Origin of the sequence: Pseudarthrobacter polychromogenes, from assembly GCF_014644495.1 — a bacterium.
Lineage (GTDB): Bacteria > Actinomycetota > Actinomycetes > Actinomycetales > Micrococcaceae > Arthrobacter > Arthrobacter polychromogenes.
Genome location: NZ_BMKU01000001.1, coordinates 263,635 through 278,838 on the forward strand (window position 1 = coordinate 263,635; position 15,204 = coordinate 278,838).

The 15,204-nt window shown below is 65.5% G+C and carries 16 protein-coding genes; 7 read left to right on the forward strand and 9 right to left on the reverse strand.

Annotation, left to right across the window (positions count from 1 at the left end; all coding sequences use genetic code 11):
* Positions 1-19 precede the first annotated feature (19 nt).
* Complete coding sequence (locus IEX43_RS01385) at positions 20-712, reverse strand: histidine phosphatase family protein (protein ID WP_188808741.1); 693 nt, start codon at positions 710-712, stop codon at positions 20-22.
* Between the two features lie 79 nt (positions 713-791).
* Complete coding sequence (locus IEX43_RS01390; RefSeq protein WP_188808742.1) at positions 792-1,316, reverse strand: hypothetical protein; 525 nt, start codon at positions 1,314-1,316, stop codon at positions 792-794.
* 286 nt (positions 1,317-1,602) lie between these two features.
* Here IEX43_RS01390 and IEX43_RS01395 point away from each other — a divergent pair, with 286 nt between their 5' ends.
* On the forward strand, positions 1,603-1,764 hold the full coding sequence (locus IEX43_RS01395) for a hypothetical protein (RefSeq protein ID WP_229666250.1): 162 nt from the start codon (positions 1,603-1,605) through the stop codon (positions 1,762-1,764).
* Positions 1,765-1,775: 11 nt separating this feature from the next.
* Here the strand turns inward: IEX43_RS01395 and IEX43_RS01400 are convergent, their stop codons facing one another.
* From IEX43_RS01400 to IEX43_RS01410, 3 genes are all read right to left on the reverse strand, one after another.
* A complete protein-coding gene (locus tag IEX43_RS01400) occupies positions 1,776-2,243 on the reverse strand; it encodes a hypothetical protein (RefSeq protein ID WP_229666251.1) in 468 nt (155 codons plus the stop codon).
* Positions 2,244-2,384: 141 nt separating this feature from the next.
* Positions 2,385-3,551: a cytochrome P450 gene (locus IEX43_RS01405; RefSeq protein ID WP_188808745.1), complete on the reverse strand. Its 1,167-nt coding sequence runs from the start codon at positions 3,549-3,551 to the stop codon at positions 2,385-2,387.
* 126 nt (positions 3,552-3,677) lie between these two features.
* Complete coding sequence (locus tag IEX43_RS01410) at positions 3,678-4,076, reverse strand: UBP-type zinc finger domain-containing protein (protein WP_409372346.1); 399 nt, start codon at positions 4,074-4,076, stop codon at positions 3,678-3,680.
* Positions 4,077-4,213: 137 nt separating this feature from the next.
* On the opposite strand from IEX43_RS01410, the gene IEX43_RS01415 reads away from it, so the two are divergent.
* Together IEX43_RS01415 and IEX43_RS01420 are read left to right on the forward strand one after the other, a co-directional pair.
* Entirely contained in the window at positions 4,214-5,980 is a 1,767-nt protein-coding gene (locus IEX43_RS01415) for an NAD(P)/FAD-dependent oxidoreductase (protein ID WP_188808746.1), read from the forward strand.
* Positions 5,964-6,830, forward strand: a complete 867-nt coding sequence (locus tag IEX43_RS01420) for a hypothetical protein (protein ID WP_188808747.1) — start codon at positions 5,964-5,966, stop codon at positions 6,828-6,830. The genes IEX43_RS01415 and IEX43_RS01420 overlap by 17 nt, the downstream gene beginning before the upstream one ends.
* Here IEX43_RS01420 and IEX43_RS20180 read toward each other — a convergent pair.
* Entirely contained in the window at positions 6,823-7,188 is a 366-nt protein-coding gene (locus IEX43_RS20180; RefSeq protein ID WP_229666252.1) for an SRPBCC family protein, read from the reverse strand. The two genes, IEX43_RS01420 and IEX43_RS20180, sit on opposite strands and share 8 nt — an antisense overlap.
* A gap of 250 nt (positions 7,189-7,438) precedes the next feature.
* Between IEX43_RS20180 and IEX43_RS01430 the strand changes: the two genes are divergently transcribed.
* From IEX43_RS01430 to IEX43_RS01440, 3 genes are all read left to right on the forward strand, one after another.
* Positions 7,439-8,194: a hypothetical protein gene (locus IEX43_RS01430; protein WP_229666253.1), complete on the forward strand. Its 756-nt coding sequence runs from the start codon at positions 7,439-7,441 to the stop codon at positions 8,192-8,194.
* 178 nt (positions 8,195-8,372) lie between these two features.
* Positions 8,373-9,194, forward strand: a complete 822-nt coding sequence (locus tag IEX43_RS01435; RefSeq protein WP_188808749.1) for a nuclease-related domain-containing protein — start codon at positions 8,373-8,375, stop codon at positions 9,192-9,194.
* A 58-nt stretch (positions 9,195-9,252) separates the two neighbouring features.
* Positions 9,253-9,861 carry a hypothetical protein gene (locus tag IEX43_RS01440; RefSeq protein WP_229666254.1) on the forward strand — a complete coding sequence of 203 codons (609 nt, stop codon included), beginning with the start codon at positions 9,253-9,255 and terminating at the stop codon, positions 9,859-9,861.
* 32 nt (positions 9,862-9,893) lie between these two features.
* Here the strand turns inward: IEX43_RS01440 and IEX43_RS01445 are convergent, their stop codons facing one another.
* Complete coding sequence (locus tag IEX43_RS01445) at positions 9,894-11,414, reverse strand: HNH endonuclease signature motif containing protein (RefSeq protein ID WP_188808750.1); 1,521 nt, start codon at positions 11,412-11,414, stop codon at positions 9,894-9,896.
* A gap of 188 nt (positions 11,415-11,602) precedes the next feature.
* On the opposite strand from IEX43_RS01445, the gene IEX43_RS01450 reads away from it, so the two are divergent.
* Entirely contained in the window at positions 11,603-12,766 is a 1,164-nt protein-coding gene (locus IEX43_RS01450; protein WP_188808751.1) for an alpha/beta hydrolase family protein, read from the forward strand.
* A gap of 38 nt (positions 12,767-12,804) precedes the next feature.
* Here the strand turns inward: IEX43_RS01450 and IEX43_RS01455 are convergent, their stop codons facing one another.
* Positions 12,805-14,355 carry a glycoside hydrolase family 32 protein gene (locus IEX43_RS01455; protein WP_188808752.1) on the reverse strand — a complete coding sequence of 517 codons (1,551 nt, stop codon included), beginning with the start codon at positions 14,353-14,355 and terminating at the stop codon, positions 12,805-12,807.
* A gap of 2 nt (positions 14,356-14,357) precedes the next feature.
* Positions 14,358-15,200, reverse strand: a complete 843-nt coding sequence (locus IEX43_RS01460; RefSeq protein ID WP_188809046.1) for a carbohydrate ABC transporter permease — start codon at positions 15,198-15,200, stop codon at positions 14,358-14,360.
* Between the last annotated feature and the right edge of the window lie 4 nt (positions 15,201-15,204).

Here is a 15,204-nt window from a genome sequence, read left to right on the forward strand (position 1 = left end):
CATTTTAGGCACAGGCGCTTCATGGCGCCTGTTGCCCTGCACCGCCGCCCACCGGCGCGTCGGCAGAAAGGATGCTGTTCGACAGCCACGACAGGTCCCCGGCATCGGTGTTGGTCGCGTAAACGCTTGGCCTTGTGGCGCTGTAGCGCACGATCGATACGGATGCCGGGCCAACATTAATTCGCTGGAACAGGTCCAGGTGCATGCCCAGCGCGTCGGCAAGGATTGCTTTGATGACGTCACCGTGACTCACCGCCACCCATACGGCTCCTGGCCCGTACCCGGTTTCGAAGGCTGCATCGTGGCGTCGAATGGCTGCCACCGCCCGGGCCTGCATTCCGGCCATTGATTCGCCGCCGGGAAAGACGACGGCGGACGGCTGCGATTGCACAGCCGACCACAGATCTTCGGTTGCGAGGTCACTGAGCATGCGGCCCTGCCACTGGCCGTAGTCGCACTCGGTAAGGTCGGGTTCCACCGGCGCGTACGGAGTGCCGGCCTGGCGGTCGAGGATGAGCTGGGCGGTTTGCTGACAACGCTCGAGCGGGCTCGATACCACCCCTGCTAAGGGCACTGCCGCGAGCCGCTCTCCGGTCAAAGCCGCCTGCTCACTCCCAACCTGGTCCAGGCTGACACCGGCGGCCCGCCCGGCCAGCAGTCCAGTGGCATTGGCTGTGGTGCGTCCGTGCCGCACGAGGATAACTGTCGCCATCCACCCAGCCTATCCACCCGCTCGATGGCAGCGGCCACCCGGGCCCATTGAAATCTGCCGGCCACAGGTCACAGACCACTCACGGTGATCGTTCACCCACCAAGAAGACCACCGGGGGAGTAGTGACCGGGCCGGGGCAAGGATTGAAGGGGTCTTCCCTGGTCCACTCCAGATCGTTCGCCTGCTCGGCAAGCACCGAGCCGTCCGTAGCGAGGGCGCGCAGGGTGATGTAACTGGGTACCGGGCCAGGGATGAAGGTGAACCGCCAGGTGTCCTCGCCCTGCCTGCTGCCGATGTAGCGGGTGTCGGGGTAGGCGGGCGGCGGGACACTTGGGCCGGGTGCGGGGGAGAATCCTCCACCGGGAAGCTGTATCCAGTGGTCGGTGACTGCGAGGGAAGCGGCTGGGGCTGCAGTGGGTTCCGGCGCCGAGCGCCCCTCGTCCGTGCATAGCTGGACGTCGTCGACAGCTTCCGCACCGCCTTGAACGGTCACTTCGAGGGTGCTGACGTAGCCAATGGCGGGACACGCCGTACTGCAGCCCGCAGCCGGCAGCGTGACCGCGATCAGCGCGGCAACGCCCAGGATCCCCCAACCCGTTTTCATGGATGCAGTCTATGGCTGGAAGGTGTTGTCCGGTCACATTCGAAAAACAAGCGTTCCCGGTGCAGCGTCCCACCAATACGGATACTGTGGCTTCACCACGTGTAGGCGTGACCTGGGAGCAGCGGGCAGGGTTGTAATGAGCTGGCAGAACCGCCCGCGACCCAAGGAATTTCATGAACGTGTTCACCTCCCAGCCAACAAGCGTCCTCCAGTGGTAGCCGGAACCTCCCACTCGAGGCTGCGCCGGAAGAGGACCCGGCATCCGCGGTTCACTGTAGGGGAGAGGGTGAGCTTCCTGGACGCCGGCCTGTCCGGCACGGGCGTCGTGGATGCCATGACGGGCGACCACTCCATTGTCTGGATCTGGGCCGACGGCGGTCTTGGCCGCCGGATGTTCTTCCAGGGCTGCGGCAGTATCATCTCGTCCCTTGAGGACCATCCGGGGTGAGCAGTGGGACGTTATCGTCCGCCTTCTGCTGCGGCAAGGGGGCCTGTCACGCGGACCCCGCCAACTGCCCCCGTCCACGGAGTATCACCGGGCCCGGGAAGGTCCAGGTGCGCGAAAATGTAGCCCTGCTCGAGTTCAATGACTTTCGAAGTGGACCCGGCACAATCCAGCGCCAGCTCCAGAGGCTGAAAGGGCGCACCCGGATGCTCCTGGCCAACGGAAACCTTGGCGCCTGATGCACCAACACAGGCTGCGGTGACAGTGTACTGTCCGGCCGCCGGCACCTTTTCCATTGCTCCAAAGCCCCTGACCGGCCCATCCAGTGGCCCCTCCTCAAAAAGGATGGCGGGCCCCGGCACTGCCTTGAGCAGCCGGTCCAGCTCACCATAGTTCTTGACCTCCCGCTCCAGGACCAGCGGGTCGACATAAACCGGCGGGGACGCAGCCGACGCATCAGGGGCGGTGGTTGGCTTGTTCAATGAAGCAGTGCCACCTGGTGGCGGATACCCCGGCTCAGGGTAGTCATAAGAGCACCCCGCCAGAGTGATCAGCGAGCATGCGGCAAGCGCAACCAGCTGCCGCCTGTCCCTCGCTCCCATGGTCGTACCAAGTCCTGCCGGTCAGGCCGTCTGCCAAGTCACCGGGAGTGCCTTCAGTCCGTAGACGATCGTGCTCTCCATTCGTTCCAGGCGAGCTTCCTGATCCAGGGAAAGTCCTGGCAAACGGGACAGCAGGGCCTCCAGCGCGATCCTGGCTTCGAGCCGGGCAAGGGGCGCGCCAAGGCAAAAGTGAACGCCGTGGCCGAATGCCAGGTGCCGGTTCTGGCCGCGGTCTATATCGAACTCGGCAGGCCGCTGGAACTGCCGCTCGTCCCGGTTGGCGGAGCCTATCCAAGCCACGACCGGTGCCCCGGCGGGAATCACTTCGTCTCCCAGGGCAGTCTCCGCGACAGCCATTCGATACATGGACTGGACCGGCGATCGAAAACGCAGCACCTCTTCGATGGTCTGGGGCAGCAGAGCGGGTTCCCTTATCAGGCGGTCCATGGTGCCGGGGTTCTCGGACAGGCACAGAACTGCGTTGCCGATCAGATTGGTGGTGGTTTCATTGCCTGCGACAAGCAGCAAAGCGCAAAAACCGAGCAGTTCGGGCACCGTCAGTTTTTGGCCGTCAATCTCCGCTGCCAGCAGGGTGCTGATCAGGTCCTGGCCCGGGCGGCTCCTGCGTTCGTCGATCAAGGCCAGGAAGTACTCCGTCATCTCCATGTGCGCTGCGGTGTGATTCTCACTGGCCGAACCGGTCCGCGTTTGGCTGACAATCACATCCGACCACCGTTTGAAGCGCTCACGGTCCTGCGGGGGGATTCCCATGAGTTCAGAGATCACTATGACAGGCAACGGGTAGGCCAACTCCTTGATCAGGTCTGCGCTGCCGCGGTCCGCGATCCCCTCCAGAAGCTCGTCCGTGAGCCCGGCGATGCGGGGAGCCAGCGCATCCACGGCCTTGGGAGTGAACGCCTGGGTAACCAAGGAGCGCAGCTGCCGGTGCCTTGGAGGATCGGTGGCGATCAGGCTCGAGGAAAACAGTTGGCCGGTCCCCGATGCATCATCACCTCCCATGTGCGACGAGAAGGTGGCATATTCGGACAAAGCCCGCTGAACGTCGTCGTACCGGAAGACGTGCCAACTGCCAGATTGTTCGTCGTAATAGACGGGGGCAGTTTCCCGCTTGCGTTCGTAGTAGGGGAAAGGGTTGAGCTGATATTCAGGGGACGCACTGAAATCCATGGCTGGCCTCTCTGCTCGCCGGGGACTCTTCGGCTCCACGGACGCCGTGCCCTCAGCCGGTTGGAGCGTTGAACCCTGATTTTAGCCACTGCCAGCTTCCGGGTCATTAGCAGGAGTTGGCCCGGTTTACTCCGGATCGCTACCTACTGGGTGCAGGCGGTCCCGCCAGTCTTCCGGTACCTTGTCCGCCGGTGCAGGTGCCGGCTGTTCCGGTGGCCTGGATTGGGGATCCGGAAGCCTTGGTCCGCGGAAGAACTTCTTTGTGGTGTGTTCGTAGAACCAGGCCTCCCCAGGTTCAAAGGACCGCATCACGGGGTGACCGGCTTTTCGCACGTGGGCACTGGCATGCTGGGAGGGAGATGAATCGCAGCATCCGATGTGGCCGCACTGTGCGCAACGGCGAAGATGCAGCCACCAACCCGGGCCGTCACCGCCAAGGCACTCCAGGCACCCTGTTCCACTGGGTGTGGCAGCAAGGTTGATTCCCGCGATAGGGCGGTCCTCCAAGGGGTACTCCATGTCCATCACTCCGGTCCTGCTCAGGTCATCCCGGCTGCCCCTGTCGGGAGCAATTCTGGCAGAATCTCCGTGCCCTTGTCTGCACTGTCCCAGCGCGAGTATCGTGAGCGCCACCGAACCATTGAACCGGAAAGACGGCGGCCATGGATCACTCGGTTCCGATCATGCTGATTGCCACCTCAGACTCGGACTCCCGGCGCATTCTGGGAGATGAGTTACGCCGACGCTACGGTGCCGACTATGAGGTGGTGGCCTGCGAGGGGCACGCCCACGGGCGGGCGGTGCTTGAGGGGCTAAGGCGCTGGAACCGCCCGGTCGCGCTCATACTCGGGTGTTACGGACCGGCTGACCGCGGTGGGCTCGATTTCCTGCGTCGTGCCTATGGCTTCCACCCGGCGGCAAAGCGTGCAGTTGTGGTGACCTGGGGTGACTTCGCCAGCGCCCCCACCGTATTCCGTGCGATCGGGCAGGGGTATGCCGAACTGCTGATCATCCGCCCCGAACGCCCGCGCGACGAAGAATTTCACGGGGCGATCACTGACGCCCTTGACGACTGGCACCTGGCCCAGGGCGTCGGGTTCGAGGCGGTCCGGCTGATCGGGGAGGTTGGCGACGGGAGGACACATTCGCTGCGCGACTCCCTGAGCCGAAACCACATCCCGGTGGGCTTCCATCCTGTGGGGTCCGAGACGGCGGAACGGACGCTGGAGAGCCTTGGCCTGCGCGACCCCATGCTGCCGGTCCTGGTGTTGGAGTTCACTGCTTCACCCATTGTCCTCCAGAACCCAACTGACCTGGAGATTGCCGAAGCGATGGGGGTGACGCGACCGCCACCACCGGACAAGATTTTCGATGTAGTGGTGGTTGGGGCCGGCCCCTCCGGTCTTGCGACCGCCGTCTATGCCTCCTCGGAGGGCCTCGCCACCATGGTGGTTGAGGGAGAGGCTGTGGGGGGCCAAGCCGGCACCAGCTCCTTGATCCGCAACTACCCTGGCTTCTCCCGCGGTGTAAGTGGCGCCCATCTGGCCTACCGCTCGTTCCACCAGGCCTGGACCTTGGGCACGGACTTCCTGTTCTTACGGAAGGTGGAGGGCCTCGGCGCGGACGGAGCACTGTACTCTGTGTCGATTTCCGATGGCAGCGTGGTGCGGTGCCGCACAGTGGTGGTGGCCACCGGAGTGGACTACCGCCGCCTCGGGATACCCCAGATAGAGGATCTGGTGGGCAGGGGCGTCTTCTACGGGGCCACAGTCTCCGAGGCGCCGTCGATGGCCGGAAAGAACGTCTGCGTTGTGGGGGGCGGCAACTCGGCCGGACAGGCGGTCCTGCACCTTGCGAAGTTCGCGAAGAAGGTGACGCTGCTGGTGCGTGGACCCACCCTGTCGGTCAGCATGTCGGAATACCTCATCTCCCAACTGGAGGCCACCAGGAACGTTGCGATCCGCTATGGCACCGTGATCGTGGGCGCACGCGACCGGGACGGATTCCTTGCCTCGGTTAAGGTCGCCGCACCCGGCGCCCCCGACGCAGCGCCGGGTGAGGAGATCGAAGCCGGCGGTTTATTTGTGCTCATCGGTTCGGTGCCGCGGACCTCCTGGCTGCCCGACACCGTAGAGCGTGACCAGGCCGGCTTCCTCCGCACTGGCGCCAACCGGGATGTGAATGACGCCGGGTCCCTCAGGCCCGGCAGGCATCCGCTGGCCCTGGAAACGAGCATGCCCGGCATCTTCGCGATCGGCGACGTGCGGGCCGGTTCCATCAAAAGGGTGGCTACCGCCGTGGGGGACGGCGCCACCGTGGTTTCTATGCTCCACACGTACCTGGCCGAGCACCCCCTGCCTGCTTCGCCCCCTGCCCCAGGTGATGCTGCCGTACCCGAGGAGCTGCCCGGAGATGTCCGCTTCAACTGAGGCCACACCCTTGATCCAGCCGATGAGGCTGTTGCTCTACGTTGCTGCATTCCTCGTATTTCTTGCCGGGCTCGTGCTGTTCGTGTTTCCGCTGCGGACAGCGGAATGGTTCGCATGGACAGTCAATCCGCCCATGACCGCCGTCTTCCTCGGGGCGGCATACTGGTCGGCCGCCGGCCTGGAGGTGACGGGCGCCCGCTCAGCGAGTTGGGAGTCAGCGAAGCTGGCAGTCTGGCCCGTGTTCGTCTTCACCACGCTGACTCTCGGAGTCACCCTGCTTCATCTGGATCGCTTCCACCTCTCGCCAGAAAATGGCGCACTGGCCCAGATAGCCACTTGGGCGTGGCTGGCGATCTATGCCATGGTGCCCGTGGCGATGCTCGTGATCAGCTGGATGCAGCTCCGCTCCCGGCGTCCTGCCCCAACGTCCGTGACGGCGGGTCGGCCGGTGCTGCCCCCTGCGCTACGGCTGCTCATGGCGGGGATCGCCGGAGTACTGCTGTGCTATGGTCTGGCGCTTCTGGCAGTACCGGCTTATGCCGCCTCGTGGTGGCCCTGGACACTGTCCGAGCTCACGGCGAGGGCGGTCGGAGCGTGGCTGGTCGGCCTGGGATGGTCGGCTGCGCAGGGCCAGTCCAGCGCCGACCTCCGCACCGTACGCCCCGTGGCCCTGACCTCGGTTGCCTTCGTCATTCTGCAGGCGCTTGCCCTGCTGCGGTATGGCGGCGCCCTGACATGGCCGAGCGCACCGGCCATCGGCTTCGTCACCGTGCTGCTGGCCATTGGAACCGCCGGTGGATGGGCACTCGCTCTGTCCCGATCGCCCGGAGCACAGGCCCGAATCAGCTGAGCGGGCTTCCCGCCGTTGCTTGCTCCTTCTTGTGCGCCTGCCGCTCAGCGCGCTGCTTGATGCCCAACAGCATCGCGCGGTCCATGACCACATAACCCGGCTGAAGCAGGAAGTCCATGAAGCGCAGTCCTGCCGGCCGCCCCGGACCGGTGCGTGTCCGCAGCAGCAGCCGCGTCCCGCCGTCGTCCGCTTCGTGGAGGATGAACTGCAGTCCAGCCCCGTGAACCCTCATCTGCACCAGCCAGGGCCACACCTGGGCAGGCGGCGCGGAAATAGAGCCCATACCCAGGTACAGGATCAAAACTTTTGGTCCGGGGTCTGCTTCATCCCAGGCGAAATGACTTACGATCGAACTCACTTCGAGACCGGCTAATTCGATGACATGTCGCTGCGGACCCAGGACGGGTACCGATGCCCGCCCTTAGGGCGGTCCCGGTCCTGGTCCGCACTAATTCTGGGGGAGCTTGCTGGTGCAGCACCGAGTGAACAAATATGACTGTACTGTTCACACCGCTGATCTTGTCCGGCGGTTGGGACTCCTCGTGCCGTGCATTGCGGGGGAGGATCTCAGACCCGTTGGTGCGGCGGAGTTGGCGGGCTGGATCGATGTGGAGCTCGAGGCCGAACCCGAGATTCCCGGTCACGGCTGGCAGGTGGGACTGGGTGATGAAGTTGGCCTGTTTGTTCGCCCCGACCATGACGATCTGGCCGAATTCTTGGGCGGGCAGGCCGGCGTCCGCTCGGTTGTCCAGCTCGATCGGGAGGTGTTTGCCGTTGACGCGCCCCGGTTGTGTGCCGATGGACTGCGCGCAGCCGTGATGCAGGCTGTCGCAGCTGCCAACGTGAGGGCGCATGACCCCTCTGTCGCGGAGCGGCCGGAAGTCCCGGCCGGTGGCGCCGTCACTTTGGACGTTTCAGCAACTGTGTTCCATCCGGAGCAGCCGGTGGAACCTGAAGAGGACGATGACCTGTGCCGGCTGGTTTGCGGGGACGCCGCCAGCGGTGGCCGGCGGGTTCAAGTGTGGGTCAACATGAACGGCATCCTTATCCTGCCCGCTGGAACCATCCCGCACGGTCCGTTGGACCAGGGCGAGAACCCCCGTTTTCAGCGCGCCACCGTTACACCGGCGCGTGCCGTCAGGCTCGCGAAGCAGCACGAAGGACGTTGGATCCCGTATGCCTCCCTCACCAACCTCCGGCTCCGCCGGCCCAGGCTGGTACGCCGCCGGTGGTCGGCCACTGTTGTGGAGCGGGACGGCTTTTCTGTCCCCTTCAGCTGGCGGGGAACGCGTCCACACGCGCTGTTGCTGTGGGGGTACGTTGTGGCCCGGCGTGGGCTCGGCGCGGCGGACGGGCTGCCGTAGAAGGTACGTGGCGGGACGCTGCGAAGCGTTGGATAGGGCACCACATTCACTCTTCCGCAAGAAGTGCTCAACGTCCTGTCAATATTCCGGAAGCATTCAGGAACCGGGCCGTCAGCCGCTGTTTTTCGAACCCTTCCGGATCTACGCTGTCCAGCATCCGAAAGTTTGGGAGACGGCCATGAGCGCTGATGCCACACCACTGCTGTTGGGCGAGCGGGTTCCCGGGCAGGCAGTGCTCGGAGAGTTGATGGCGCTCCAAAGCCGCGTTCCGCCCCGCAACTGGCTACAGCGGGTGTTTGGTGCCAGCCCGCTCAGACCGGAAACCATCATGGGGTACAAGGGGGTGCTCGGCGAGATCGCCGTTGGGCGGATCCTTGAGGGGCTCGGCCCCGAGTGGCTGGTCCTGCATGCAGTGCCGGTGGGCGCAGGCTCCGCGGATATAGACCACGTGCTGGTAGGGCCAGCGGGAGTGTTCACCTTGAACACCAAGAACCACTCCGGCCAGCCCGTGTGGGTGGCCGGGCGGGCACTCCTGGTTGCGGGAAAGAGGACACACCACATTCGGAGCGCTGCGTACGAAGCTGCCCGGGCGGCAAAACTTCTGGGCTCCGCTGCTGGCTTCCCCGTCGAGGTGACTGGCGTCGTGGTCATCGTCCAGCCGAAGAGCCTGACCATCAAAGCGCGGCCCGAGCGCGTGGCCGTGGTGAGGGACGCACGGCTCCTTGACTGGCTGCGCCGGAGCCAGCCCGTCCTGGGCCCGGAGCAGGTTTCCCAGATCGCGTCGGCGGCCGTCCGGCCGGGGACCTGGTGCCGGAATCCACCTGCCGCGAGCGATCTGCCGGCCCTTCAGGACAGCTTCACTGCCCTCCGGAAGATGGTTGAACAAGCACGACGGCGGCAGGCAGCCTGGGCGTTGAGCGTTCCGGCAGTCGGTTTCGTGGTCCTGGCTAACAGCGTGCAGTGGGGCGCAGCAATCCTCCAAGGCCTCGGCGGTCGCTGAACCGCCCGGGACGTTTGGCCTCTGGATCCGGCACGGGGGTGACGCGCAGACTGGGGTAATGCGGTTCCACAGGCGTTTGGTCATCGTGTTCGCAGCTGGCGCTGCGGTCGCAACCTATGCCCGGTACGTGCGTGCGTGGCAGCTCCATTGGGGCGCGACGCCTGCAGAGATCTCACGTGCTTTGCCCGGAGATGAGCTCGTGCCGAGACCAACCTTCAACGCCACGCGAGCGGTCACGGTTGGCGCGCCACCGGAGCGGATCTGGCCGTGGCTGGTCCAGGCCGGCCTGACCCGTGCCGGCTGGTACAGCTACGACATCCTCGACAACCTGGGCCGTCCAAGCGCCCGGCGCATCATCCCCGAATTTCAACACCTCGCCGTCGGCGACATTGTGCCGATGAGCCCCGACGGCAAGCACGGCATGCCAGTCCAGGCGATGGACGCACCGAAGTCCATGATCTGGGGTACGCCCGGTGACACCACCTGGACGTGGCAGCTCGATCCCATGCCGGACGGCTCAACGCGGTTGATCAGCCGTGTGCGCTCGCGGTACCGGTGGTTTTCACCCACCATAGCTTTCTCCCTCTTGCTTGAGTTCGGCGACTTCTGGATGATGCGCAAAATGCTGCTGAACGTGCGCAGCCGGGCTGAATCGGCGTCACGCTGAAGTCGGGCTCGACGGGGAGAGCTGCACAACGATCAGGAGCCGCCGTAGAGGAATCGGCGCAGGCTGTCTTCCGCCGGGGATCGTGGAATGTACAGATAGTCTGCGTGGCCGCCGGGCTCAGTGGGCACGGACGTGCAGGGCGGCGGGCGGTGCGCTTGTCCCTTATGACGTTCCCGGGGCTGCTCCTCCGGTTTTGGTCGCGCGGGCATGGCCGACATGACAGTTTCGGGCCAGTGGGGTGGTTCCCAGTCCTGGTGTTCGCTTTTGTAGTGGCGCCCGGACGGTGAGGTCCAGCCGGGTGGTTCATCCTTGGTGGCCGGTGTTGGTTCCCAGCCGGTGGTGTGTCGAAGTTTGTGGTGCTTCGGGCAGGGTTGTCCGAGGTTGCTGATCCCGGTTGTCCCGCCGTGCTGCCAGGCCAGGAGGTGGTCTGCCTCGTTATCCAGGGAGCTGTTGCTGCAGCCGGGGAAGGGGCATGTGCCGTCCCGCATCCGCAGCCAGTTCCGCATGGCTTTGGTAACCCGGTAGCTGGTCCGCCCGATCTCCAGCGGCGCCCCGTCCCTCGGATCAACAAGGACCCGGTGGAACGAATCAGCACCGTTCGCAACCAGGTCCCGTGCCATGGACGCCGGGATGGGCCCGAAGCCGTCCAGCATGGCCGGCTCACCGGTCATTCCCGTCAGGGAGAATACCGGCACGGTGACGAGGACCTGCGCCCGGATCGGCGACGAGTGGGCGGGATTGCTGCCGCTGGTGAGGATCGCTGAGGCGAATTCGTCGGCCCGGATCTGGGTGAGGGTGCGGGGCTCGTTAGGTCCTTGTGCGGCCCGGGCGAGGGCGTTGAGGCGGTTCCAGCCTGCCAGTGCCTGATGGGCGGGGAGGCAGGCCGACAGCCAGGCCATGCCGTCCTGGTCCGGCCGGTATTCCACCCGCCGGTCCGCCAGACCCTTGGCGTGGCGCTTCTCGATAGATTCGGGATGGTGGCGTTCCCGCCAGGTGCGTGCTTTGTGCTTGAACCGGTGCGCGGGCATCTCCCCGATCGTGGCCGCGGTGGCGGGCCTGGGGGTGTCCGGGTCCAGGAAATGGCCCTCAAGGGCGGCGGCGCCGGCGGCATCGAGGGTGGCTGCCTCCTCCGCCATGCCCCGGGCGTGCTGCCACGAGAGCGTGCCGGCCTGCAGGGCCAAAAGTGTCAGGGGCAAGGTGGTGGTCAGGGCGTGGGAGACGGACAGGAACGCGCTGGCGGCCCGCGGCCCGATGGCCAGCACGCACCCGATCTCCGCGGCGACGGCCATTTCCTGCGCGCGGGCAGGCGTCCCGGGAGGGGCCAGGGCATGGGCGGTGTCGGCGTACTTCATGGCAGCGCGAGACTTCAACCCCGCCACGCCGGCCTCCACAGCCGCCGCGCCGGCGAGGATGTCCAGGTTTCCATCGGCCAGCCCGGCCAACGGATCGGCAGCCGAGAACGGCTCCGCGCCACACCCGTCCACCTCAGCGTTGAGCACGGCAAGGGCGGACCGGATGTCCGCAAACGCCTTCACCACCGCTTCCCTGCCCATGTACTCATCATCGGGGGAGGGTCTGACAATGACCGCAGAGAGGGCCGGATGGACGGGAAAGCGAGCTGGCACGAGATCCGGGAACTCCCGGGGGGAAGGAGCCGGGCACACGGGGAAACCGAGGGCTGCAGCCAGATCGGAGTGAAGCCCAGCGCCTACTGCCGTCATCATAAGAGTACGATCGCGATGTGAGCGATCCAGAGCTTGTTGCCCTGCCGGTGGGGTTTGAACGATTCCACCGACGGGACTTCATCAACTACCAACTCAACCGCGCCCATGCCCTGGGCTTTGCAGACCGGGATGAGCTGCTCGGCGCCGCTGCACATGTGCGGGGGATGGATGACTGTGCCGGCGTGTTCGAGGGCTTGTCCAACCGCGCCGCAGCCGAGGGCCGGCACAGGCAGGCGGCGGGCTACGCGAGGATCGCGGAGTTCTTCACGCCACCACGGTCAGTGGAGAAAACAGACCGCTACCGCCGCTACCTGCAGCTCTTCGACACGGCATTCGGTGCCGGACTGGCACGCCACACCATCCCCTACGGCGGGGCGTCGCTGCCGGCCTATGCGCTTCCGGCGTCCGGACCGCGCAACGGCGGCAGGGTACTGCTCCGCGGCGGGTTCGACTCCCTGATCGAGGAGTTCTTCCCCATCTGCCAGCGGATCGCGGCCGCCGGTTTCCAGGTGATTGCCTTCGAGGGGCCGGGCCAAGGCGGTGCCCGGACGTTGAACGGGCTCACCTTCGACCACGACTGGGAAAAGCCGGTGGGGGCGGTGCTGGACCACTTCCGGCTGGACCAGGCCGCCCTGGTGGGCATCTCGATGGGTGGGTACTGGGCATTGCGTGCCGCAGGGTGTGAGCCCCGGATCCACCGGGTGGTGGCCTGGCCGCCGGTGTATGACTGGCTTTACAGGCTTCCACCCGTGGCTCGCGGCCCGGTCCGCGCCATGGTGCGGCACCGCGACTTCACGCGGTGGAGCGTTCGCATCCGTGCCCGGCTGTTTCCCACCCTCCGCGCAGTGGTGGACCAAGTGCTGTACATGCTGGACAGCTACGATCCGGCGGACGTCGCCGAGTGGTTCTTGGGAATGAACACGGAGCACCTGGGCAGCGGCCGGGTGAACCAGGACGTACTGCTGATGTGCGGCGAAAACGACGCCTTCCAACCGCCAGCGCTGGCCAGGGCACAGGCAAGAGCGCTCGTGGCAGCCCGAAGCGTCACCACGCGCGTGTTCACCCGGGCCGAGAACGCCGACCAGCACTGCCAGATGGGGAACCTCGAGCTCGCCTGCGGGGTGCTCACCACCTGGCTGCAGGCTGCCGACACGGGCTCAGCCGAAACGTCCCCAGCCTAAGGACAGGTGGTCCTGAACACCGGGACCACCTGTCCGCTTCAGCGTCCGACGACGTCGAGCGCCACGAGATGCGCGCCCCCACCTTCCGCGAAGACCGCCAGGGCCGTGCTTGCCTCTGCAGGGAACACCAGGTCCGTGATGGTGGCAACCCCGTCCTGGGCGAAGACCTCCACGGAGCAGCGGTCCAGATGGATCCTCAGGCGGAGGCGGCCATCCTGCAGCGGCGCCGCGACGGCTTCAACGGAAGGAAAGGTGCTGTGGAAGCCTGCCTGCCCCGTCTCCCGCCGGTCCAGCCGAAGGATGCCCTCCACCACGTCGTAGCTGATCACGGTACGTTCGGCTCCGCCGGCCCGGACCAGTAAGCCCACCCTGTCTGCTGTGCCCGGTTCGAATTCGACGTCAATACGGGCCACAGCGGCCGCAACCGGCAGATCCTGGACGCCAGGTGCCAGAGCCTGCGGACCCAGACTGAAGCTCCTGGATTCCTGTTCGGCAAACGGGTCAATGGCCGTTTGCCGAAGCACCACTTTTCCGTCCCGCCTGGCCAGTGAGACTTCCCGCGGCAGCGTCATCGCACTGCGCCAGCCGCCGGTGGGGGTGGAGCCGGCATAGTCCCAGTTGTTCATCCAGCCGATCATGATCCGCCGGCCGCCAGCGACCCCGCTGAAGGAGACCGCGGCGTAGTAGTCGCGTCCCCAGTCCAGCCAGCCGTACTCACGCATCCGGCTGCCGTCCTGTTGGAAGCCCTCGGTGACCGTCGACACGGAACGGAACTCCACGCCGTCGAACGTGCCCAGGAAGTACTGCCCTGCCGAGCCGCCGGCGATGCCGCCGGGGTTGATGTTGACGATGAGGACCCACTTGGTTTCATCAGGGTTGCCGTCCACGGGCAGTTCGAAGAGGTCCGGGCACTCCCAGACCCCGCCGGTGGCGTTGGCCGGGCCAAAGGTGCTCAGGTACTCCCAGCTCTTCAGGTCCGCCGACTTGTAAAGCACCACCCGGCGCTCCACCGCCTCCACGGCGGCCATCACCCAGTAACTGCCGGCACCGCCGTCGTACCAAAACACCTTGGGATCCCGGAAGTCCGCGGACGCTCGGTCCAGGACCGGATTGCCGGAGTACTTTGTCCAGGTAGTCCCCTCGTCGAGGCTGTAGGCGAGCGACTGGGCCTGCCGGCCGGCCAACGGTGAGGGTTCACTGTAGGCGCTGGTGTAGATGGCAACCAGCGGAGGATTCCCGGCAGTGCCGAGGCCACTGGTGTTGTGCTCGTCGAACACTGCCGAGCCGGAGAAGATCGCCTCACGTTCGTCGCACGGGATGGCCACCGGATGCTCTTCCCAATGGAGCAGGTCCCGGGAGGTTGCGTGGCCCCAGGACATGTTCCCCCAGTCCGGGCCGAACGGGTTGTGCTGGTAGAAGAGGTGGTACGTGCCATTGAGGTACACCAGCCCGTTGGGATCGTTCAGCCAGTTGCGTTCGGCGGTGAAGTGGAACTCCGGCCGGTAAGGGTCCGCAGCGGCACGGGCAGGCGCAGCGGCACGTGCCGCGGGAGCGGAAGGTGCGCCGGCCGCCGTCGCTAATGAATTCATGCTCAGCCCTTCACGCCGCTGGAGGCGATGCTGTTGACGAACGAACGCTGGAAGGCGATGAAGAGCACCACCACCGGAACGGTGATGAGGGACGCGTAGGCCATCACCTCACCCCACGAGACGTTCAGCTGGAAGAAGTACTGGATGCCGATCATCACCGGGCGCAGTTCCTCTGACTGGACCACCATCAGCGGCCAGAGGTAGGAGTTCCAGGCCGGCAGGAACGTCAGGATCGCCACCGTGGCGGTGGCCGGCCCGGACAGCGGCATGACCACCTGGCGATAGATCTTGAACCAACCGGCGCCGTCGATGCGTGCGGCCTCGTCCAGCTCCTTGGGAATGGACTCGAAGTACTGGTGGAACAGGTAGATGGAGAAGGCGTTGGCGATGAAGGGGATGATCTGGACCTGGTAGGTGTCCAGCCAGCCCTTGGAAAATTCGAGGCTGAAGCCGTTCAGCTCGAAGTAGGGCAGTTGGTTGACCCACCACACCAGCGGCAGGGCCAGGGTCTGGAAAGGCACAATCAGCGTGGCCAGGATGGCGGTGAACACGATCTTCTTTCCGCGAACCTCCATCCGGGACAGGGCGAAGGCGCAGAGGCTGTTGACGAAGATGCCAAGCACCACCGTGATCGCGGATATTCCGATGGAGTTCATCAGGAAGCGGGCGGCCGGCACCCGGTCAAACACGGCTGCATAGTTGTCGAACGAGATGTTGCCGATGGGCAGGAACGCTGCCACGGAGGACATGTCACCGAAGATCTGCTGGTCCGGCTTGAGCGAGGACACCAGCATGAAAACGATGGGGAAAGCGGCGGCGACGGCGAACAGGATCCGTACCGCCATGGTC